18 protein-coding genes are annotated in these 20,816 nt (G+C 73.9%); 9 read left to right on the forward strand and 9 right to left on the reverse strand.

The genetic code is table 11. The features are described from left to right. Positions 1-45 precede the first annotated feature (45 nt). Positions 46-1,428 carry a nicotinate phosphoribosyltransferase gene (locus WMF34_RS19180; RefSeq protein ID WP_437994138.1) on the reverse strand — a complete coding sequence of 461 codons (1,383 nt, stop codon included), beginning with the start codon at positions 1,426-1,428 and terminating at the stop codon, positions 46-48. A 145-nt stretch (positions 1,429-1,573) separates the two neighbouring features. Between WMF34_RS19180 and folD the strand changes: the two genes are divergently transcribed. Continuing rightward, positions 1,574-2,437 (forward strand): bifunctional methylenetetrahydrofolate dehydrogenase/methenyltetrahydrofolate cyclohydrolase FolD, encoded by an 864-nt coding sequence (folD, locus tag WMF34_RS19185; RefSeq protein WP_012236343.1) that lies wholly within the window; start codon positions 1,574-1,576, stop codon positions 2,435-2,437. 2 nt (positions 2,438-2,439) lie between these two features. Further along, on the forward strand, positions 2,440-3,192 hold the full coding sequence (locus tag WMF34_RS19190; RefSeq protein ID WP_437994139.1) for a class I SAM-dependent methyltransferase: 753 nt from the start codon (positions 2,440-2,442) through the stop codon (positions 3,190-3,192). A 42-nt stretch (positions 3,193-3,234) separates the two neighbouring features. On the opposite strand, the gene WMF34_RS19195 is transcribed toward WMF34_RS19190, so the two are convergent. Further along, positions 3,235-3,873 carry an ATP-binding cassette domain-containing protein gene (locus tag WMF34_RS19195; RefSeq protein ID WP_012236345.1) on the reverse strand — a complete coding sequence of 213 codons (639 nt, stop codon included), beginning with the start codon at positions 3,871-3,873 and terminating at the stop codon, positions 3,235-3,237. Next, a complete protein-coding gene (locus WMF34_RS19200; RefSeq protein ID WP_437994140.1) occupies positions 3,870-5,150 on the reverse strand; it encodes a hypothetical protein in 1,281 nt (426 codons plus the stop codon). The genes WMF34_RS19195 and WMF34_RS19200 overlap by 4 nt, the downstream gene beginning before the upstream one ends. Positions 5,151-5,274: 124 nt before the next feature. On the opposite strand from WMF34_RS19200, the gene WMF34_RS19205 reads away from it, so the two are divergent. Both WMF34_RS19205 and WMF34_RS19210 read left to right on the forward strand, forming a co-directional pair. After that, the gene (locus WMF34_RS19205) at positions 5,275-6,369 is read left to right on the forward strand and encodes a DUF72 domain-containing protein (protein WP_437994141.1); all 1,095 of its coding nucleotides are present in this window, start codon (positions 5,275-5,277) and stop codon (positions 6,367-6,369) included. A gap of 241 nt (positions 6,370-6,610) precedes the next feature. Then, positions 6,611-8,176, forward strand: coding sequence for a phytoene desaturase family protein (locus WMF34_RS19210; protein ID WP_437994142.1), 1,566 nt, complete (start codon positions 6,611-6,613; stop codon positions 8,174-8,176). Positions 8,177-8,213: 37 nt separating this feature from the next. On the opposite strand, the gene WMF34_RS19215 is transcribed toward WMF34_RS19210, so the two are convergent. Together WMF34_RS19215 and WMF34_RS19220 are read right to left on the reverse strand one after the other, a co-directional pair. Then, positions 8,214-9,152 carry a nucleotidyltransferase family protein gene (locus WMF34_RS19215; RefSeq protein WP_437994143.1) on the reverse strand — a complete coding sequence of 313 codons (939 nt, stop codon included), beginning with the start codon at positions 9,150-9,152 and terminating at the stop codon, positions 8,214-8,216. A gap of 87 nt (positions 9,153-9,239) precedes the next feature. Then, the gene (locus WMF34_RS19220) at positions 9,240-10,781 is read right to left on the reverse strand and encodes a protein kinase domain-containing protein (protein WP_437994144.1); all 1,542 of its coding nucleotides are present in this window, start codon (positions 10,779-10,781) and stop codon (positions 9,240-9,242) included. Positions 10,782-10,917: 136 nt separating this feature from the next. Between WMF34_RS19220 and WMF34_RS19225 the strand changes: the two genes are divergently transcribed. From WMF34_RS19225 to gyrA, 5 genes are all read left to right on the forward strand, one after another. Next, positions 10,918-11,670, forward strand: a complete 753-nt coding sequence (locus WMF34_RS19225) for a hypothetical protein (protein WP_437994145.1) — start codon at positions 10,918-10,920, stop codon at positions 11,668-11,670. Positions 11,671-11,749: 79 nt separating this feature from the next. Further along, positions 11,750-11,983: a hypothetical protein gene (locus tag WMF34_RS19230; RefSeq protein ID WP_044965251.1), complete on the forward strand. Its 234-nt coding sequence runs from the start codon at positions 11,750-11,752 to the stop codon at positions 11,981-11,983. Continuing rightward, a complete protein-coding gene (locus tag WMF34_RS19235) occupies positions 11,980-12,396 on the forward strand; it encodes an HNH endonuclease (RefSeq protein WP_437994146.1) in 417 nt (138 codons plus the stop codon). The genes WMF34_RS19230 and WMF34_RS19235 overlap by 4 nt, the downstream gene beginning before the upstream one ends. 226 nt (positions 12,397-12,622) lie before the next feature. Continuing rightward, positions 12,623-13,186 (forward strand): hypothetical protein, encoded by a 564-nt coding sequence (locus WMF34_RS19240; RefSeq protein WP_044965253.1) that lies wholly within the window; start codon positions 12,623-12,625, stop codon positions 13,184-13,186. 440 nt (positions 13,187-13,626) lie between these two features. Next, a complete protein-coding gene (gene gyrA / locus WMF34_RS19245) occupies positions 13,627-16,248 on the forward strand; it encodes a DNA gyrase subunit A (protein WP_012236354.1) in 2,622 nt (873 codons plus the stop codon). A gap of 19 nt (positions 16,249-16,267) precedes the next feature. On the opposite strand, the gene WMF34_RS19250 is transcribed toward gyrA, so the two are convergent. The 4 genes from WMF34_RS19250 to WMF34_RS19265 all read right to left on the reverse strand — a co-directional run bounded on the left by WMF34_RS19250 (position 16,268) and on the right by WMF34_RS19265 (position 20,809). Next, positions 16,268-16,852, reverse strand: coding sequence for a gamma-glutamylcyclotransferase (locus WMF34_RS19250; RefSeq protein ID WP_437994147.1), 585 nt, complete (start codon positions 16,850-16,852; stop codon positions 16,268-16,270). Between the two features lie 43 nt (positions 16,853-16,895). After that, a complete protein-coding gene (locus WMF34_RS19255; RefSeq protein ID WP_012236356.1) occupies positions 16,896-18,092 on the reverse strand; it encodes a saccharopine dehydrogenase family protein in 1,197 nt (398 codons plus the stop codon). Positions 18,093-18,129: 37 nt separating this feature from the next. Continuing rightward, the gene (locus WMF34_RS19260) at positions 18,130-19,590 is read right to left on the reverse strand and encodes an amidase (RefSeq protein ID WP_437994148.1); all 1,461 of its coding nucleotides are present in this window, start codon (positions 19,588-19,590) and stop codon (positions 18,130-18,132) included. A gap of 148 nt (positions 19,591-19,738) precedes the next feature. Beyond that, positions 19,739-20,809 carry a hypothetical protein gene (locus WMF34_RS19265; RefSeq protein WP_012236358.1) on the reverse strand — a complete coding sequence of 357 codons (1,071 nt, stop codon included), beginning with the start codon at positions 20,807-20,809 and terminating at the stop codon, positions 19,739-19,741. Positions 20,810-20,816 lie beyond the last annotated feature (7 nt).

Raw genomic sequence — 20,816 nt, forward strand, 5'->3', positions numbered from 1 at the left:
GGGCGCGCGGCCTCTCGCGGCCGCGCACGCCAGGGGTCTCGCTCGCTACCGCTGTCCTGCGCCGGAGACGACGCGGGCGCGCACCGTCTCCACGAGCGCGCCGAGCCGCGGCGACACGTCGGCCGCGAAGGGCGCGCCCTGCTCGGGCTCGTCGTCGATGGAGAGGAGCGCGTCCGGGAGCCCGGCGAGCTGCGCGCGCGCGCGCAGCCGGACGGCGTCGAGCCCCTCGGGCGGCGCGACCCGGGCGCCGCGCGCCATCACGGGCGCGAGCAGCGGCTCGGCGTCGGGGCTCATCGGCTCGCCCTCGAGCGCGATCACGTCGCGGGCGAGCTTCCCCGATCGATCGCGGAAGCGGTGCACCTGGTGCGCGCCGGGCAGGGTCGCCTTCCCTTCCGAGAACTTCGCGATGGGCGTGCGCTCCCCGCCCGCGCCCCGCTCGACGTCGCCGATCTCCACGAGCTTGTAGACGCCGCCCAGCGCCGGGGCGTCGATCGACGTCACGAGGTCCGTCCCGACGCCGTAGAGGTCGATGGGCGCCCCGGCGCGCCGGAGCTCGGCGATGCGGTGCTCGTTCAGATCGCCCGAGGCGACGATCTTCGCCGACGCGCAGCCTGCGTCGTCGAGGATCCTGCGCACGGCCACGCTGAGCGCGGCGAGGTCGCCGGAGTCGAGCCGGACCCCCTTCAGCTTGTCGCGCGCGATCGCCGCGGCGCGCGCCGCGCCGACGAGCGTGTCGTAGGTGTCGACGAGCAGGATCGCCGCGCTCGGGAAGACGGCGACGTAGGCCTCGAACGCGGCCTGCTCCGTCGGGTGGGCCATGGTCCACATGTGCGCGGCCGTCCCGAGCACCGGGATGCCGAAGCGCATCCCGGCCTCGAGGTTGGAGGTACCGACGCAGCCGACCGCGTACGCGGCCCGCGCAGCGTCGATCGCCGCCTCCGGGTGCGCCCTGCGGGTGCCGAACTCGATGACCCCCGCGTCGCCGGCGGCCAGGACGACGCGCGCGGCCTTCGACGCGATCGCGGTGGCGTGGTTGATGGCGGACAGGGCGAACGTCTCGATGAGCTGCGCCTCGATGAGCGGCGCGGTGACGCGCAGGACCGGCTCGTTCGCGAAGAACGCGGTCCCCTCGGGGATGGCCCAGACGTCGCCGTGGAAGCGGAAGTCCCGCAGGTAGCCGCAGAACGCCGGCGTCATCGCGTCCGCGAGGGCGGGCAGCGCGCTCAGGTAGGCGATCTGCTCCTCGGTGAAGCGGAGCTCCTCAAGGTAGCGCACGACCCGCTCGAGGCCCATCGCGACGAGGAAGCGCCGGCGCCGGGGCAGCCGCCGCACGAAGAGCTCGCACGTCGCGACGCGCGAGGCCATGCCGCGGTGGAAATAGCCCGCCGCCATGGTCAGCTGGTAGAGATCGGTGTGCAGCGCGTCCACAGATCATGGCTAGAGACGCTGGACGTACGGGTCAACCGGAAGATCGCGTGGCGTGAGGCGGTGTGCCGGCCATCCTCCGATCGCTCCGCGGGCCGCTTGCGGGCAGCCCCCCGCGACGGCCGCGGCTGGACTAAGCTCCGCGGCCATGGCGGCGAAGATCCTGGACGGCAAGGCGATCGCGCAGAAGGTCCGCGACGAGGTGCGGGAGGGGGTGGCGCGCTTCGTGGCCGCCCACGGTCGGCCCCCCGGCCTCGAGGTGGTGCTCGTCGGTGAGGACCCGGCCAGCGTGACGCACACGCGGAGCAAGGAGCGGATGTCGAACGAGGTCGGCATTCGAGGACGGCTCCGCGCGCTCCCGGCCGCGACGACCGAGGCCGAGCTGCTCGCGTGCGTCGCGGAGCTCGACGCGGACGACACCGTCGACGGGATCCTCGTCCAGCTGCCGCTGCCGGCGCGCATCCGCGCGCACGCCGTGCTCGACGCCATCGATCCCGCGAAGGACGTCGACGGCCTCCACCCGGTGAACGCAGGGCTGCTCGCGATGGGCCGCCCGGGCGGCATCGCGCCGTGCACGCCGGTCGGCTGCATGCGCCTGCTCGCCGAGGCGGGCGTCGAGCTCGCCGGCGCCCGCGCGGTGGTGGTGGGGCGGAGCAACCTCGTCGGCAGGCCGATGGCGCAGCTGCTGCTCGCGCGGCACGCGACGGTCGCGATCGCCCACACGCGCACGCGCGATCTGAAGGCGCTCTGCCGCGAGGCCGACGTCCTCGTGGTGGCAGCGGGCAAGGCGAAGCTCATCGGCGGCGACTGGATCAAGGAAGGGGCCACGGTGATCGACGTCGGCATGAACCGCGACGACGCGGGCAAGCTGGTGGGCGACGTCGATTTCGACGCCGTCAGGGAGCGGGCCGCCTGGATCACGCCGGTGCCCGGCGGCGTCGGCCCCATGACGATCGCCTCGCTGCTCGAGACGACGCTGCGCGCCGCGGAAGCGCGCGTCGCGAAGCGGTAGCGATGGCCGTGACGAGGGGGCTCGCGCCCGCGCCGCAGCCCGACGCCGGCGGGGAGGCCGCCTCCGCCGCCGAGCGCGCCGCGGCGTTCGTCGCGCACGAGACGGCCGTCGCCTGCCCGCCGTTCGTCCCCGAGGTCAAGCTCCACCTGGCGACCGAGGTCACGCCGCTCTGGCACGCGACCGAGGCGGCGCTCGCGCGCGCGGGCGTGCCGCCGCCGTACTGGGCGTTCGCGTGGGCAGGCGGGCAGGCGCTCGCGCGGTACCTCCTCGATCGTCCCGCGGCGGTCTCGGGCAAGCGCGTCCTCGACCTCGCCTCCGGCGGCGGCGTCGTCGCGATCGCCGCGGCGCTCGCCGGCGCGGCGCGCGTGAGCGCCGCCGACATCGATCCGTTCGCCGCGGCGGCGCTCCGGCTGAACGCGGCGCTGAACGGCGTCACCGTCGACGTGATCACCGAGGATCTCACGGCGAGCGCCGCGACGCCCGCGTGGGACGTCATCGTGGCGGGCGACGTCTGCTACGAGCGCGCGATGGTCGACCGCGTGCTCCCGTGGCTGCGCCGAGAGGCCGCGCGCGCCACCGCGGTGATCGTCGGCGATCCCGGGCGCGCCTATTGCCCCTCGGAGGCGGTCGAGGAGCTCGCGCGGTACCTCGTCCCCACGTCGCTCGACCTCGAAGGCCGCGAGCAGCGCGAGACGCGGGTGCTGCGGCTGCTGCCGCACCCTGCGGGCCGCGAGGAGGGGCAGCCCGGCCGGTAGGCGGCGTCCGGAGGCGCGGCGCCTCACGGGCCGAGGCGCCGCCTACTCCGCGCCGAGCCGCCCTCCGTTCAGCCGGCGCACGTGCCCCCCGATCGCCGCCGCGAAGGCCGCGTCGTTCGTCGTGAGGAGCGTCGCCTTCCCCTCCGCGCGGCGCTGCTCGATGAGCTCCAGCACCGTGCGCGCCCCCTCGGCGTCCAGCCCGTTCGTCGGCTCGTCGATCACGAGCAGCCAAGGATCGCCCACCAGCGCCGCGAGAAGGAGCGCGCGCTTGCGCTGACCGAACGACAGCCCGGAGAGCCGCTGTCGGTAGAAGGCGGCCGCGCCGAGCCGCTCGATCCACGCGCGCCACGCGCCGTCGAGCGGCGGCGCCTGCTTGAGCGCGCGCACGAGGGCGCAGAGCTCCGCGACTTGGAGATCGGGCAGCGGCTCGGTCGCGTCGGGCGCGTAGCCGAGCCGGCGCCGCGCCGAGGCCGCGGCGCCGTGGACGGCCTCCCCCGAGAGCGTCACGGCGCCGCGATCGGGCTCCAGCAACCCGACGACGACCCGCAGCAAGGTCGATTTGCCGGCGCCGTTTTCGCCCATCACGACCGCCACCTCCGAAGGTCCGCAGCGGAGGTCGACGCCCGAGAGCACGTCCCTGCCCGAGAGCCGCTTGTGGATCCCCGTCGCCTCCAGCGTCACGGCGCCCTCCCCTCGCCTGCCGCCGCGCCGCGCCCGCGACCCGGCGAGAGCCAGCGCGCCCCGGCGGGCCCCGCGAGCAGCGCGGCCACCGGAGCGAAGGCCGCGAGCGCGAGATCGCCCAGCGTCCACGCGGCCGCGATCGACGCCGCGATCGCCGCGAGCACCGAGAGCAGCACCCGGCTGCTGTCGCGGCCGTCCTGCCGCACCGACCACCGGACGCAGCCGAGCGCGATCGCGGCGAGGAGCAGCCCCGCGAGCCCGGCGCCACCGACAAGGCGCAACGTCACCGAGGTGGCCGCGCCGGTGAGCGCGCCGACCACCGCGCCGTGCCCGAGCGCGAGCGCGACGGGCGGCGCGGCCACCGCCGCGATGACGGCGCCCGCGCGGAGCCCGGCCGCCGCGCCGCACGCGTCGAGGAGCCACGCGAGCCGCCGCTCCTCGCGCAGGACGGGACCGGAGAGGCCAGCGCCCGCGCAGAGCGCGACCGGCGCGAGCGCGACGAGCGACGCCGCGGTGAGCGGCCCGCCGCCGAACCGCCCGCTGTTCCGGGCCCAGGCCGCCGCGGCGAGCGCGCCGATCGCCGCGAGCGCGAGGCCTCGCACGAGCACCGCGCGGTGGCCACGGACGAGCGCCGCCAGGTAGGCGAGCGCGAGCGCGACGAGCGCGGGCGCCGCCGACGGGATCATCGAGCGCTCGCGGCCGGCGGGGATCTCTGGCGCGCGGGCGACGGCCGCGCGCAGCCCGACGGCCAGCGCGGGCGCGGCGCACGCGAGCAGCACCGACGCCGGGGCCCCGAGCGCGATGGCGCCCGCGAGCAGCGCGAGGGCCGAGAGCTCGCGCGCGCCGCGCGGACGGGCGAGGAGCATGCAGCGCGCCGCGAGCGCCGCGGCGCCGGCGGCGCAGCCGGCGAGCGCGCCGGCGCCGACCGCCCAGAGCGCCACCCACGGGAGCTCCGCGACGGCGAGGAGCAGCGCGTGAGCCGAGAGCAGCTCGCGGCGCGGGACCGGAAGCGCGCGGAGAAAGAACGTCGCCGGAGCGCGGAGCAGCGCGCGCGCCGCCGGCGTCCCGACGAGCAACCACGCCCCCCACAGCGCGACCCGGAACAGGGGCGACTCACCCGCGATGCCCGTGAGCTGCGAGGGGTGCATCCCGTTGCCGCCGAACACGACCGCCGCGACGAGGCCCATGCCCATGTACAGCGGCATGGCGCGCGCGAAGGCGTCCTTCCCGGCCGTCGAGACCAGGACGCGCACGACGAGGGCGAAGCGGCGCAGCACGTCACGTGCTTGTACCCCACGGCGGGCCGGATGCTCCCCTCGGAAGCGCATGGCCTGCGGGGCGGTCGTCCTCGCCCGCGTGGCCGGTGTCGCCGAGCGCGCCGGAAGCAGTAGACTCGACCGGGTGAGCCGCTCCCCCGGGCGCCGTGGCCCCAACCCATCGCAGCTCTCGCTGTTCGGTCCAGCGCCGGAGCCCGCCGCTGCCGAGGCAGCGCGCGAGCGCGACGCGATGGCGGCGGTCTACGACGACGCCGCTCGCCTGGCGGCGCGGCTGCCGCCGGGGCTCCACCTCGGCACGAGCTCGTGGAGCTTCCCCGGCTGGCAGGGCCTCGTCTACGCCGCGCGGCAGAGCACGGAGGAGCTCGCGCGCGATGGCCTCGCCGAGTACGCCCGGCACCCGCTGCTCACGACGGTCGGAATCGACCGCAGCTTCTACGCCCCCGTCCCCGACAGCGACTTCCGCCGTTACGGAGCGCAGCTGCCGGACGGCTTCCGCTGCGTATCGAAGGCGCTGCACGCCGTCGTGTCCCAGACGCTGGAGCGATCGCAGACCCCGCCGAACGAGGACGAGGGGCGCAGCGCTGGCCCCGCTCGCCTCGAGCCGAACCCGGATTTCCTCTCGGTGCCGCTCTTCCTCTCGCGCGTCGCCGCGCCGCTGCTCACGGTGTTCCGGGCGCACGCGGGGCCGGTGCTGCTCGAGCTGCCCCCAATCGGCCCGCCCCACCGGCTCCCGCCGCGCGCGTTCTTCGAGCGGCTCGACGCGTTTCTCGGCGCGCTGCCGCGCGAGCTCTCCTGCGCGGTCGAGCTCAGGGAGCGCGCCTATTTCACCGGCGAGTACCGGGAGATCCTCGGCGCGCGCGGCGTCGCGCACGCCTACAGCTACTGGCGCAACATGCCGTCTCCCGGGGCCCAGGCCGAGGTGGTGCCCGTCTCGAACGCTCCGTTCGCGGTCGTCCGGCTCTCGCTCAAGCCCGGCCGCCGCTACGAGGCGGAGAAGCGCCGGTTCCACCCGTTCAACCGGGTGGTCGAGCCGGATCCCGAGATGCGCGCGGAGGTCGCGCGGATCCTCTGCGAGGCCGCGGCGCTGCGCATCGAGAGCTTCACGCTCGTGAACAACAAGGCCGAGGGCTCGGCGCCCCTGACCGTGCGCGCCATCGCCGAGGAGGTCGCTGCGGCGTGGCGCGCGCCCGCGTCGCCCACGACGACCGCCGGCGGGTGAGCCCGACCAGGGCAGGACCGAGCGGGCCGGCGCGACGCGCGCGCCAGCGCCGCGGAGAGGACAGGCTGGAAAGGGTCGCCGTGCGGGCGGCCTCGGGGCCGGCGCGGCGCGCCCCTCCCGGCCACCGCGCGCGAAAAGGGCTCTCCTCGCCGTACCATCCGTGCAACACCTCGTGCGCCATGGCCCGAGCGCCGGCGCGCCGGCCGCGGCAGAGGACGCGCACAGCGCTTGGAGGTGCCCAGTGAAACGCAGTGAAGCTCCGGCCCGCGCCGATGTGGTCATCGTCGGCGCCGGCCACAACGGTCTCGTCGCCGCCGTCCTCCTCGCCCGCCGCGGGCTCGACGTGGTGGTGCTCGAGGAGAAGGACGCGGTCGGCGGCGCGGTGAAGACCGAGCACCCCTTCCGGCAGGCGCCGGGCCTCGGCGTCTCGAGCGGCGCCTACCTGCTCGGGCTCGCCCCGCCCGAGCTGCTCCGCGAGGTCGGCGTCGCCCTCCCCCTCCGGCGGCGCGATCCGCACTATTTCCTCCCGACCACCGACCGGCGCTACCTGCTCTTCGGCTCGGACCAGGCCGCGATGAAGCGGCAGTTCCTTGAGTTCTTCTCCCAGGACGACTGGGACGCGAACAGCGCGCTCCAGGCCGAGCTCGCCGCGCTCCGGGACGACATCGCCCCGACGTGGCTCGCGGAGCCGCTCTCCATCGAAGAGACGGCGGAGCGTTACGTGCGGCCCGCCCTCCGGCAGACGTTCGTGGCGCTCTGCCGGGGCACGATCTCCGACTACCTCGCGCGGTTCGGCTGGAAGAGCGACCTCCTCAAGGCGATGTACGCCGTGACCGACGCCTTCTCGGGGCTCGCGGGCGGCTTCGAGTCGCCCGGCACCGGCATGAACTTCCTCATCCACAACATGTGCCGCCTCCCCGGCGCCGACGGGACCTGGATGATCGTCGAGGGCGGGATGGGCACGATCTCCCGCCTCTTCGCCGAGAAGGCGAGGGCCGAGGGCGCGACGATCGTCACCGGCGCCCGCGTCGCGCGGATCGAGGCGTCCGGGGGCGCCGTCTCCGGCGTGCTCCTCGACGACGGCACGCGCATCGCCGCGAAGGTGGTCGTCTCGAACGCCGATCCGTACCGCACCCGCGCGCTCGCCGGCGAGGCGGCGATCGGGGCCTCGCTCTCGGCGCGGCTCGACGCGCTCGCGAAGGACGGCTCGACGCTCAAGGTCAACATGGCGCTGACCGGCCTGCCCACGTTCACGTGCCTCCCGGAGGACCGCGGGCAGTTCGGGCCGACCATCCACCTCCTGCCGGACGAGGACGTCGTGATGGACACGCTGCGGCAGGCCCACCGCGACGCGATGAGCGGGCGCCTCCCGGAGTTCCCCGCGATCGAGTGGTACTTCCACACGCCGATCGACCCGAGCCTGCGCGACGCCAGCGGCCACCACAACGCGGCGCTCTTCGTGCAGTGGGTGCCCTACGCGCTCGCGGGCGGCGAGACGTGGGACCAGGCCGCGCCGCGCTACGTGAAGCACCTCCTCTCGATCTGCGATCGCTTCGCGCCTGGGATGAGCGACCTCGTGCTGGAGACGTTCACGCTGGCGCCGCCGGACATCGAGCGGCACTTCGGGATCACGAAGGGGCACATCCACCACATCGACAACAGCTTCGGCTTCGCCGATCGCGTGCCCTACCGGTTCGGGCTCGCCGGGCTGTACTCGTGCAGCGCGGGCACGCACCCGGCCGGGTCGGTCATCGGCGCGGCGGGGCACAACGCAGCGAAGGCCGCGCTCGCCGACCTCGGCAAGTGAGACGTGCGCCGGCGGTCAGGCCGCCGCGCCAGCGCCGTCACGCCGCCGCGCGCGCAACCGTCCCCTTCGCCGTCACCACCGCGCGCTCGAGCGGGGCGCTCGCGTCGAGGACCACCTGCGCGCCCGGCCAGACCACACACCCGCGCGCCGCGCCGGCCCCCTCGACCCGCGCCCCCGTCCCGACGACGCTGCCCGCCACGTCCACGCCTCCGGCGACGGACGCCCCCGGGCCGACGTAGCTCCGCAAGCCGCGCTGCGAGAGCCAGTGCGCGCTCGCCGCCAGGTACGCGGCCACCGTTCCGATGTCGTGCCACACGGCGGGCGCCGCGAACGTCGCGAGCGAGCGCCCCTCGCGCAGCCACGGCAGGTACACGTCCCCCACCATGCACCCGCGCGGCGGCAGCCTTCGCCGGAGCGCCCCGCCGACCACGTGCACGCCCACGAAATCGCCGCCCGCGACCTCGTCACCGAAGCGCTCGCCGCGGAGCCGCACCACCTCGCCCCGCGCGCCGACGCCGACCGTCCCCTCCCCGGCCGGCCGCGGCGCGACCGCGAGCGTCGCGCCCGCGCCGTGACGGCCGTGCGCCGCCGAGAGCGCCGCCACGTCGAGATCGATCAGGATGTCGCCGTTCCAGAGGACCACGTCGCCCTCGCCGAGCGCGCCCGCCGCGTTCGCGAGGCCCCCGGCGGTGCCGAGGGGCTCCGGCTCGTGCAGGACCTCGACGGGCACTGGGAACGCCGCGAGCAGATCGCGCGAGAATCGCTCCGCGAGGTGGGACTTGTTCACCGCGACGCGAACGACGCCGCCCGCGGCGAGCCGCTCGGCGATGTGCGCGATGAGCGGCCGATCGCCGAGCCACAGCAGCGGCTTCGGCATCTCGTCCGTGAGCGGGCGGAGCCGGGTCCCGAGCCCCGCCGCGAGGATCATGGCAGAGGCCATGGCCGCGAGGATCACCCCTTCACGGGAAACGTTCAAGAAATCGAGGTCTTCGCTGGCGCCGTCGCGCCGTCGCGCGACGGCGCGAGCGGAGATCGCGGCCGTCGGCCCGATCCCTCGTTCAGCTCACTCCCCCCGCTCGGGCAGCCCGCGCGCCGCGCGCTCGAGCAGCTCGTGCCCCGTCGCGTCCCCCTCCTCGATGTGCGCGACGCCGATGCGGAGGATCATCCGGAAGGGCGTCGTGGCCGCTCGCCGGAAGCGGTGCTGGCGCACCTTCTCGCCGAGCACCTTCGCGAACGCGGACGCCCGCGTCCGGCCGATCCCGGGGCAGACGATCGCGAGGGTGTCGCGGCGGTAGCGCCCGAGCAGCCCGCCTTCCGGCACGTAGATCCTGACGATGCGCGCGAGGTCGCCGAGGATGCGATCGACCCCGGCCCGGCCCTGCGTCTCCTCGACGCCCTGGAGCCCCTCCACGCTGAGCAGCAGCAGCGAGAGCCTCCTCGTCCGCTGCTCCTTGGCGCGCTGCACCTCCTTCTTCAGGAAGGCCCGGAGCCGCTCCTCGTGGACGACCGCGGCGAGGTCCTCGTCGCGGTGGCGCGATTCCCCGGGCTTGGGCCCCGGCTCCGGAGGCTTGGGCCCCGGGTCCGACGGCGAGCTGGCGCGCCGGTCGTCGGGCGAGCTGGCGCGCCGCTCGTCCGCCTCGACCCCGCGGCGGGACGACGGCGGCGGGTTCGTGGGCCGCTCGGGCGGGGGCGGCGTCGACGGGGCGGGAGCGCCGAGCGCCTCCGCCATCAGCGTGACGGCCGCCGTCGCGCGCTCGAAGCGGTCCTTCGGGTCGATCGCGGTCGCCTGCTGGAACCACGCGTCGAAGGCGGGCGGCAGCCGGATGCTGCTGCGGCGCCGCGCGGCGCGGGCGCTCGGAGGCTCGGGCAACCCCGCCACCATCCGCTGGAGGAGCGCGTAGACCGACGGCAGGACGTTGGCCTCGGTCAGCCAGTACGGGCTGCCCACGAGCAGCGCGAAGGCGACATGCGCGAGCGCATGGATGTCGGTCTTCGGCCCGACGGCGACGTCGCCGCGGATCTGCTCGGGCGCCATGTAGAGGGGCGTCCCGACCATCGCCGTGCGGTCCGCCATGCTGCGGTGCGCCACGACCTTCGCCAGCCCAAAATCAAGGACCTTCACGCAAGGGGAGCCGTCGTCCCGCCTCGTCAGGAAGAGGTTCGCCGGCTTGAGGTCCCGGTGGACGATGGCGGCCGCGTGCATCTTGTCGAGCGCGCGCGCGACCTGGCCCAGGTAGAGCACCACCTCGGCCGGCGGCAGCGGGCCGCGGCGCGCCGACAGGCTCGCGAGCTCCTCGCCCTGGAGCAGGTCCATGACGAGGAACGGCATCCCCGAGTCGGCGTCGATGCCGGCATCGGAGACGTGAACGATGTGGTCGCTCTCGATACCGCCCGTGATCTTGGCTTCCTGGGCGAACCGGGCGCGCTGGGCCGGGTCCTGGATGGATCCGGGGAGCATCACCTTGAGCGCTCGGCGGCGGTCCGTGACCTCGTCCACGACCTCGTACACCGCCCCCATCCCGCCGGTCTTGATGGGGCGCACGACGCGGTACCGCCCATGGAAAGGCGTGTCGGGTCGGAGCTGCGCGAGGCTCGGCGGATCCATAGGGTGATCGCGGCCCTGGGAGCATAGATCGGACCGGGCCTTGTCCGGTCGCCGTTCGCGCCCCCCGAGGTGGGTTGGGCAGCTGGGTGTGCCGGAAAACTCGACGCCTCCGGCGGCCGCGTGGTAGCTCCGCCGGGTGGGTTCGTCTGCGCTCACCGTCCTCTCCGCCGCGAGGCGGAGCTCCGCGCCCTGGGCCGCGGCCGCGTTGCTCGGCCTCGGCGCCGTGACCCTCATCACAGCGCCGAGCTGCGGCAACGACGCTGTGGGCGTCGACGCCTGCCGGCGGATCGAGCAGGCCCGGTGCGAGGCGGCCGCCGTGTGCCCGGAGTGGATCGGCTCCGGGGACGTCGAAGAGCGGGTGAACACCTGCGTCGAGTTCTACTGGGACCAGTGCCTGCACGGCTTCGAGAACGGCGCCGGCGGCGGCCAGACCGTGGAAGAGCCGACGACGTTCCAGGTCGATGCCTGCGTTGCTGCCGTCGGCGAGGCGCGCGCCTGCGCCAGCGCCAAGGTCGCGTCCATGGTGGAGTGCTCTGCGGCGCCGCTCGCCGCGGGCGTGGACCGCGCGATCACCCCCTGCAAGGTGATCACCGCGCAGGCGGAGGCGCTCGAGGCCTGCGCGTTCGTCGCCGCCCCGAACAGCGGCGGCTCCGGCGGCGGCAGCTCTGCCAACGCGGGCAGCGGCGGCAACGCGGGCAGCAGCGGCTCCGGCGGCGGCAGCACGGGCAGCGGCGGCTCCGGCGGCGGCAGCGCGAGCAGCGGCGGCAATGCGGGCAGCGGCGGATCCGGCGGCGGCAGCGCGGGCAGCGGCGGCTCCGGCGGCGGCAGCGCGGGCAGCGGCGGCTCCGGCGGCGAGAGCGCGGGCAGCGGCGGCTCCGGCGGGCCCTGATAGAGCTGCGGGAAGCTCCCTCGGACTGACGGATCGCCCACCTCGCACCAACCTGCTAGGTTCAGGGAGGACTTCGACGATGGCTACGCCGGCAACAGTCCACGTTGATGTGGAGCTCCCTTCCGATCTCGCACAGCTCCGCCTCCCGGCGGGGGTCGATCGCAGGCTGCAAGCGCTCCTGGACAAGCAGGATCGCGGGGAGAAGCTATCGGCGGATGAGGCCATCGAAGCCGAGGGGCTCGTCGATCTCGCCGAGCTGCTCAGCTTGCTGCGCCTCCGCGCATCGCGGAAGGAGCCTGCGCTGACGCGATGAGCGGCGACGGCGTGCCCGCGGCGCTTCAGCGTCGCGTCCGCAAGCGTGCCGCCGATCGATGCGAGTATTGCCGGCTCTCCCAGGTCAGCCAGGAGGCCACGTTCCATGTCGATCACATCCAGCCACGGCACGCAGGTGGCCTGACCGCCCTGGAGAACCTGGCGCTCGCCTGTGTGTCGTGCTCCCTGCGCAAGAGAGCGCGGACCCATGGAGAGGACCCGACCACGGGCGACCAGGCGAGCCTCTTCCACCCTCGCTGGGGTCGCTGGGAAGACCACTTCGACGTCACGGGCGAGCTGTCGATCGCCGGGAAAACACCGACAGGCCGCGCCACGGTCGCGCTGCTCCGGATGAATCGGCCTCTCGTCATCGAGATTCGACGTGAAGAGGCGTTGCGGGGTCGGTTCCCGTAGACGGCGGGCGCCCGCAGCTTCCGCGAGCTCATCACCGCCTCGCGAGCGCGAGCGGCGCATCCGGCAGCTCGCCCGCGAGCGCCGCCGCCGGCGGCGTCCGCTCTGGCGGGCCTCGCTCGGCCGCGCGCCGTGCCCGCGCAGCTGGTCCGCGTTTCATGTGGCGTCGTTCCCCGGCTTGGACTAGTGCCCCCTGCCGATGGGCCGAGCTCGAGCTGGTTTCGGAACCTTGTTCGCTGCGGATCGCGCGCGCGGGCGCTCCCCGCGACCCCGGGCCGGCCGGTGCGCCCTGGCGCTCGCCGTCCTCGCGCTCACGGCCTGCGCCGACGGGTCCAACAGCAACGACGACCTGCAGCTCGGGACGTCGGTGACCATCGATCCGCTCGCCTTCCTGGGCGGCGACGTCCAGTGCTCGGGCTCGGACGAGCTGGGGGCCATCCGCAGCTACGTCGCCACGCTCACCGACCACAGCGCGGAGGGCGGGCCGTCCCCCCTCGCCTCGTCGCCGCCAATCTCCTGTGCGTGGAGCGTGTCGTTCACCTCCGTCGTCGAGGGGCACGAGTACACGGTCAGGATCGACGGCTACGGGGGCGAGCTCGCCGATCAGCTCACGCCCAAGGGTGGCGAGACCTCCGGGAACCCCGAAATGCTGCTCCCCAACGGTGACAAGGCCGACCCGACCTGGACGTGGGAGTGCCCCGACGCCCCGGACGGCGCCGGCTCGATCGTGGCCGAAAAAGACGTAGAAATCGTCGTCCGGACGTGCGCCCTGCCCACCCGCGTCGAGCCCTGACCCTTCCGGCGTCCCCGTTGTACCGCCTCACGCTCCCGCCGCGCCGTCCAGCGCCCCCGCCCAGGACGCTCCCGCGCTCCCGCCGCGCTGTCCGGCACCCCTGATGCGCCCTCGGCGGCGCCTCGCGGCGTCCGCCGAGGAGCCGGCGACAGACCGCGATCCGTGCCCCCCGCGCGCGGGATGGGAACACCCTCCGAGGCCGGCAAACCCTTTGCGCCAGCCTGCCCCTTGGAGTACCTGAACGCATCCGTCGCATCCCCTGAACAGCGTGGGTCATAGGGCGGGCGGCGAAGGCCGGACTCCACCTCGTCGCTCGTCGATCGAGGCCAGGGCCGCTTCTGCTGCTCCGCTCGACGCTCGAGCCGCGCTGGGATGGGCCTCTACGACGGGGGCCGAGCGCGCGCCGCGCCCGCCCCCCGCGCCTCGGGTGCAGGTCCCCCATGGAAGAGACGTCGAACATCCAGCAGAAGGTTCCGGTCAGCATCCAGGACGAGCTCCGGACGAGCTACCTCGACTACGCGATGAGCGTGATCATCGGCCGCGCGATCCCGGACGTGCGCGACGGCCTGAAGCCGGTGCACCGCCGGATCCTCTACTCGATGAACGAGCAGAAGATCGGCCCCACCGGCGCGCACAAGAAGTGCGCGCGCGTCGTCGGAGACGTCCTCGGCAAGTACCACCCGCACGGCGATCTCGCGGTCTACGACGCGCTCGTCCGGATGGGGCAGACCTTCAGCCTGCGCTACCCGCTCATCGACGGGCAGGGCAACTACGGCTCGGTCGACGGCGACTCGCCCGCGGCCATGCGGTACACGGAGTCGCGCCTGTCGCGGATGGCCGTCGAGCTGCTCGCCGATCTCGACAAGGACACGGTCGACTTCGTCCCGAACTACGACGACTCGGAGCTCGAGCCGAGCGTCCTGCCGGCGAAGTTCCCGCAGCTCCTGGTGAACGGATCCGGCGGCATCGCCGTCGGCATGGCGACGAACATCCCGCCGCACAACCTCGGCGAGATCATCGACGCGACGATCGCGATCATCCGCAACCCCGACGTCACCCTGGAGGAGCTGCTCCACCTCGTCCCGGGCCCCGATTTCCCGACCGGCGGCCTCATCTACGGCAAGAGCGGGATCGTGCAGGCGTACACGACCGGCCGCGGCTCGATCACGATGCGCGGGCGCAGCCAGGTCGAGAAGACGATGAAGGGCGACCGCGAGCAGCTCGTCTTCACCGAGATCCCCTACCAGGTGAACAAGGCCCGGCTGGTCGCGAAGATCGCCGAGTGCATGAAGGAAAAGCGCATCGAGGGGATCAGCGAGGTGCGCGACGAGAGCGACCGCGAGGGGATGCGGATCGTCGTCGAGCTGAAGAAGGACATCTTCCCGCAGGTGGTCCTGAACCAGCTCTACCGGCTGACGGATCTCCAGGCGACGTTCGGCGTCATCAACCTGTCGATCGCGAACGGCCGCCCCGCGGTGCTGAGCCTGAAGGACACGCTCTCGCACTTCATCGAGCACCGGCGCGAGGTCGTGACGCGGCGCTGTCGGTTCGAGCTCCGGCAGGCCGAGTCGCAGCGCGAGCTCGTCGAGGGGCTCGGGATGGCGACGAGCGACATCGATCGCATCGTCGCGACGATCCGGGCCTCGAGCGATCCGGACGACGCGCGGGAGAACCTGCAGAAGCTGCCGCTCCGGGGGCTCGGCGAGTTCCTCCGGCGCGCCGGCCGGCCGGAGCCCGAGTGCGCCGAGGCCGACACGCGCGGCGACTACTTCCTGTCGGAGCGGCAGGCCAAGGCGATCCTCGAGATGCGGCTGTCGCGCCTGACCGGCCTCGAGCGGGAGAAGCTCGCGAAGGAGTACGGCGAGCTGTCGCAGACCATCGAGCGGCTCCGGGCGATCCTGGCCGACATGGGGCTGCTCATGAACGTGATCGTGATGGAGCTCGAGGAGATCAAGGCGCGCTTCGGCGACAAGCGGCGGACCGAGATCGTGCCGGCCGAGGCCGAGATCCAGATGGAGGACCTGATCCAGGAAGAGGACATGGTCGTGACCATCTCGCACGCCGGCTACCTGAAGCGGACGCCGACCTCGACGTACCGGGCGCAGCGCCGCGGCGGCAAGGGGATGGTGGGGATGGAGGCGCGCGAGGAGGACTGGGTGAGCCAGCTCTTCGTGGCGTCGACGCACTCGTACGTCTTCTTCTTCAGCGACAAGGGCAAGGTCTTCGTCAAGAAGGTCTACGAGATCCCGCAGGCGCCTCGGAACGCGAAGGGCCGGGCGATCGTGAACTTCGTCGGGATGGAGCCGGGGGAGAAGGTCGCGGCGATCACGCCAGTGCCGAGCTTCGACGGCGAGACGTTCGTGGTGACGCTGACCCGCCGCGGGCAGATCAAGAAGACGGCGCTCAACGAGTACGAGAACTACCGGGACAAGGGGATCATCGGCGTGCGCATCGAGGAGGGCGATCAGCTCTTCACGGCGGCGCTCACCGACGGCAAGCGCGAGCTCGTGATCGCGACGCGGAGCGGGATGAGCATCCGTTTCCCCGAGGACCAGGTGCGCCCGACGGGCCGCGCGACGATGGGCGTGAAGGGCATCGAGCTCGACGAGGGCGACGTGGTGGTGGGCCTCGGCGTGAGCGGCGACGGGCGCGACCGGGTGCTCGCGGTGTGCGAGCGCGGGTACGGCAAGCAGACGCCGCTCGAGGAGTTCCGGCTCCAGAGCCGCGGCGGCAAGGGCGTCATCCTCATCGACGCGAGCGAGCGGAACGGGCCGGTCGTGGGCGTCGCCATGGTGAGCCCGAGCGACGAGGTGCTGATCGTGACCGATCGCGGGCAGATGATCCGCACCAAGACGAGCGAGATCCGCGAGACGGGGCGCAACGCGCAGGGCGTGCGGATCATGCACGTCGGCCAGGACGAGCGGGTCGTCGCCGTCGAGGCCTTCGCGGCGGACGCGGCCGAGGCCGAGGACGGCGGGTCGACGCCGCCGAGCGCGGGCGTGGACGGGACCAACGGGGTCGCGGATCACGCGGGCGGGAACGGGAGCAGCGAGGTCAACTAGAGGTCGACCGGGCGCGGAGCTAGGGGCCTACGGTGGTTGTCGGGTCGACCGGACGGGGAGCTCGATGGCCGACGAGGGCCGCTAGCTCGGTCACGTGCTCGTCGTGGGCGCCCATCGCCATGAGCGCGTCGGCGAGCTGAAGAACATACTCGACGTTCGAGCCGCTCGGGCCGTGCGACGCGAGCACCTGAGCGGCAATCTCGGGGAGCGGCGCAGCGCCCAGATAATCGGGGTTATCGGGAGTGGCCAGGTACACGATGGCCGATCGGGCCGTGATCTCCGCGCGCGCCGCCTCCCCGTCCGCCAGGTGGAGCGGCACGTCGTGGCGCGCATAGCCGCCCTTCTCGCGGTGGTCCAGCGCGCGAAGCACCTCGTCGAGCTCGGCCCCGGCAACGCGATAGGCCATCCCCCAGCAGCGCGCGCCAGGTGACGGAATCAGCGTGACCACCCGCCCGGGCGCCCCGGGGACGCCCCGATGATCGGTGGACCCCTGCCAGAAGCGGCGGGCCCACCCCGTGATGTACCCGGGCACCATCTGCTCGAAGCGGAAGGCAGGCCGCCAGATCAACGAGCCGTAACCGAAGATCCACGTCTCGCGATGCACGGGGCGATTGTACCAAACCGCGCCGGCCGTCAGCCGCCGCAGCTCACCCCTCGAGCAGCTCGAACCTGATCCCCGCCGCCTGAAGCCGCTCGATGAGCCGCTCCCCCATCGCGACGACCGGCGTGATGACCCCGGCGCGCGCCGGCAGCCGCTCGCGGTCGAACGCCATGCAGAGCGCCGACTCTGCCACCATCTTGGCCGTCTCCGAGTAACCGGGATCGCCGCCGCTCACCCGCGTCACCACCTTGCGCGACGCGCTCTTCCCCTGGAAGGTCACCTGGAACCAGCTGCGCGCCCGCTCCTCCGCGCTCGGCCCCTCCCCCGGACTCCGCACCTTGCGGAGCAGCTCCCGCGTCGGTCCCACCTTGGCCAGCGCCGTGACCGCGCCGAAGCCGGCGATCCCCATCACGAGCTGCAGCCCGGATTTGACCTGCACGTTGTGGCTGTACTGGAAGTCGGGGCCGTAGGCGTCGAGCTCCCGCGCGCTCCGCAGCACGACGAGCGGATCGATGCTGGGCATCGGGCAGAGCCAGGCGCGCAGCCCCTTCTCGTAGCGGATGCGCGTCTTGAGCCCCCGCACCCTGCGCGCCCCGTGCGCGTCCTCGCCGCGCGCGGCGCCCTTCCTGAGGCCCGTGTGCGCCATGATCTCGAGCAGCGACTGCCAGGTGCCGCCGGAGAAGCTGGCGTGCGCGCGCACGATGCCCTCCACCACGATCGGCTCGCCGGCGGGGAGCTTCGTCACCGTGAAGAGCACCCCGAGGTCGTGCGGGATGCTGTCGAAGCCGCAGCAGTTCACGATCCGCACGCCCCGCGCGCGGGCAGCCTCGTGGTGGCGCTCGATGAGGCGGTCGACGAACCCGGGCTCGCCGGTGAGATCCGCGTAGTCGGTGCCCGCGCGGATGCACGCCTCGACGAGCGGCTCGCCGAGCGCCGTGTAAGGACCGACCGTCGTGATGACGACGCGCGCCTGTCGGGCCATGCGCTCGAGCGAAGCCGCGTCGTCCGACGCCGCCTCGATGACACCCAGCGAGGAGCACGCCGGATCGATCGCCTCCATCGCCGCCTTCACCTCGGCGAGGCGCCCCGCGTTCCGGCCAGCGATCGCCCAGCGGATGGGCCGCTCTTCTGCGCCACGGGCAGAGGCGTCCTTGCCCTTGGTGGCGAGATACTCGGCGACGAGGCGACCGGTGAAGCCGGTCGCTCCGAAGACGATCACGTCGTACGCGCGGTCGCTGGTCATGGGGGCAGCCTTGATACCACGACCGCGGGCGGGAACGTCAGCGCCGGCACCACGAGAGCGACGGCGGCACCCAGCCGCCGAACGAGCGCTCCAGGTGCTCCGCCACGGCGATCGTCACATGATCGTTGCCGTGGATCGCCGCCACCTGGACGCCGAGCGGCAGCCCCTCGCCGTTGAGGCCCAGCGGCACCTGCGTCGCCGGCATCTCCATGACGTTGAGCACCGCGGTGTACGTCCACTGGAAGGGCGGCAGGAGCGGCGCGTAGTGCCGCGGCGCGGGGCTCGGATAGGACGGGTAGAGCATCACGCCCTGCTCGCCGATGCGCGACACGAGCTCGGCGCGCAGCGCCTTGCCGAGCTCCAGGGCGCGCTCGACGCGCGCCGGCAGCAGCCCGCCGACGTCCTCCAGCAACGTGAGCCCCAGCGCCGGCAGCGTGTGCGGCGAGCGGCGGACCGACCAGCGGGCGAGCTCGCGCGGCAGGCTGACCGGGCGGCCATCGCCGAGCAACGCCCGGAACGTGACGCCCCCGGATGTGCCCAACATCGCGGTCCAGATGTCGAGCGCCCGCGCGAGGAGGTCGACCTTCGCTTCGATCACCATCGCCCCGCAGGCGGCGAGCGCCTCCGCCGCCCTCCGCTGCGCGGCCACGAGATCGGCGCTCACCCGGCGCACCCCGTCGTGCTCGACGGAGAGCACCGTCAGCGTGCCGAGATCGACCGAGGCCGGATCGCCGAGCGGCAGCGGCGCACAGCCGGGATCGCGCGCGTCAGGGCCGGCGAGGATGCGGAGCACCGGCATGAGATCCTCGGCGCGCCGAGCGATCGGCCCGGTCGTCATGAAGCGGAGCCCTCGCTCGCCCGGCAGCGGGAACTGGCCCGAGGTCGGCACGAGCCCGCCGGTCGGCTTGTGGCCGAAGACGCCGTTGAAGAACGCGGGCATGCGGATGGATCCGCCGATGTCCGAGCCGAGCCCGATCGGCGCGCCGCCCGCGCCGACCACCGCGGCCTCCCCGCCCGAGCTGCCGCCCGCGGTGCGCGCCGGGTCGTAGGGGTTGTTCGTCCGGCCGTAGAGCCGGTTGTTCGTCTCCATCCACATGCAGAGCTCCGACACGTTGGTGACGCCGAGCGGGATGAAGCCGGCCGCGCGCAGGCGCGTGACCGTCACGGCGTCCTCCTCCGCGCGCACGCCGGCGCGTGCGACGAGCCCCGCGGAGTTCGGCATGCCGGCGACGGCGAAGCTCTCCTTGATGGAGCACGGGACGCCGAGGAACGGCGGCGCGCCTGCGGCCCCGCCCTGTTCGAGGAGGGCGTCGGCCGCGCGCGCCTCGGCGCGGGCGGCCTCGAACCGGTCCGCCACCATCGCGTTGAGCGTCGGGTTCACGCGCTCGATGTGCCGGATATGGGCCTCCACGACCTCGGCCGACGTCACGGCGCGTTCGCGGATCAGCGCGGCGAGCCGGGTCGCGGAGAGCAGGAGCAGCGGATCTCGTGACAGCATGCGTGCGACCGAGGATCAGGCTCGGGACGACGACCCAGGTCAAGGGTCCGCCACCTCGGATCCGTCGATCGCCCCCCGCCCCATCCCGGGCGCGACACGCGCGCGCCCCTCACCGGGCGTCCTTTTGGACGCCGGAGGCGCGAGCCGCCTACTCCTCCGCGGCCTGCCCCGCGCCCGTGGCCTGCCCCGCGCCCGCGGCCTGCCCCGCGCCCGCGGCCTGCCCCGCGCCCGCGGCCTGCTCCGTACCCGCGCGCTGCACCGGCGCGGCGGCGACCGCGCGCGCCCGCGCTCGCTGCGGGAAGGCCCACCGCACCGCCCCGGTGACCAGCCAGTCGACCGCCCCCCGGTCATCGACCTGGATGCCGGGATCGACGTACACCTGCACCCGATCGCTGAGCTCTGCGCCGACCTCCAGCACGCTCGTCGACACGACGCGGTGCACGCCGCGGTGGTCGATCGAGAACGCCTGGTCCGGGCTCACCCAGAACCCATGCGGCAGCTCGATGATCGCGAACTCCCTGATCGTCGACTTCTGGATGGCGTTCCGCCCCGGGTCGCCGCCGAACGACACGGCGTGCTGCAGCTGGGCCCCGAGCCGCGCGGGCCGCGCCACGCGGAAGTACGCCTGGACGAGGGGCGCCACCTGGTTCTTTCCCGCGCCGAGCGCGCGCTTCGTCGCCGAGTCGAGGAGGAGATCCGTGCCCAGGACCAGCGCGAACCGCGGCGTGCCGACCACGCGGACGAGCGGCCGGATCAGGATGTCGCCGAGCCCCACGTCGCGCTGGCCCTCGACGTCGCCCGCGTACGCGAGCGGCAGGTCTGCGCGCAGCGAGAACGTCCTGGTGAAGGCGTAGTCTCCCCGGAGCACCGCTGCGTTGAAGAAGCCGTTCTTGCCGCTCGAGTAATCGTTCCGGAGCTCGAGGAACGTGCTGAAGTTGGCGGCCGCCCTCGGTTGCGTCCGGGGCGCCGCGGCGGCGGGCCGCTCCGGCGCAGCAGGTGGCTGCGCAGGCGGCGCGGGTGGAAGCGACGGCCGCGCGGGCTGTGCACCGGCCAGCGCCGTGGGATCCCCCGGCTGCGCAGGATCGGCGCGGGCCGCGGCGGCGCCGCTCAGCGCGAGGAGCCCGACCGTGCCGAGAGAGGCCACGCGGCGGCGCTGCAGACCCCAGGGCGAGACCGTCCGATCGGCAGGGCGCGCCTGCGCGACGCGATGCGCTTGCATGCCGGGT

Origin of the sequence: Sorangium sp. So ce145, from assembly GCF_051525985.1 — a bacterium.
In the GTDB taxonomy this organism is placed as follows: domain Bacteria; phylum Myxococcota_A; class Polyangia; order Polyangiales; family Polyangiaceae; genus Sorangium; species Sorangium cellulosum_B.

Coding starts and splice junctions, on each gene's coding strand:
- WMF34_RS19265 (WP_012236358.1), bottom strand. CDS start 20,809: ATGCAAGCGCATCGCGTCGCGCAGGCGCGCCCTGCCGATCGGACGGTC.
- folD (WP_012236343.1), top strand. CDS start 1,574: ATGGCGGCGAAGATCCTGGACGGCAAGGCGATCGCGCAGAAGGTCCGC.
- WMF34_RS19220 (WP_437994144.1), bottom strand. CDS start 10,781: ATGGATCCGCCGAGCCTCGCGCAGCTCCGACCCGACACGCCTTTCCAT.
- gyrA (WP_012236354.1), top strand. CDS start 13,627: ATGGAAGAGACGTCGAACATCCAGCAGAAGGTTCCGGTCAGCATCCAG.
- WMF34_RS19255 (WP_012236356.1), bottom strand. CDS start 18,092: ATGACCAGCGACCGCGCGTACGACGTGATCGTCTTCGGAGCGACCGGC.
- WMF34_RS19230 (WP_044965251.1), top strand. CDS start 11,750: ATGGCTACGCCGGCAACAGTCCACGTTGATGTGGAGCTCCCTTCCGAT.
- WMF34_RS19190 (WP_437994139.1), top strand. CDS start 2,440: ATGGCCGTGACGAGGGGGCTCGCGCCCGCGCCGCAGCCCGACGCCGGC.
- WMF34_RS19235 (WP_437994146.1), top strand. CDS start 11,980: ATGAGCGGCGACGGCGTGCCCGCGGCGCTTCAGCGTCGCGTCCGCAAG.
- WMF34_RS19260 (WP_437994148.1), bottom strand. CDS start 19,590: ATGCTGTCACGAGATCCGCTGCTCCTGCTCTCCGCGACCCGGCTCGCC.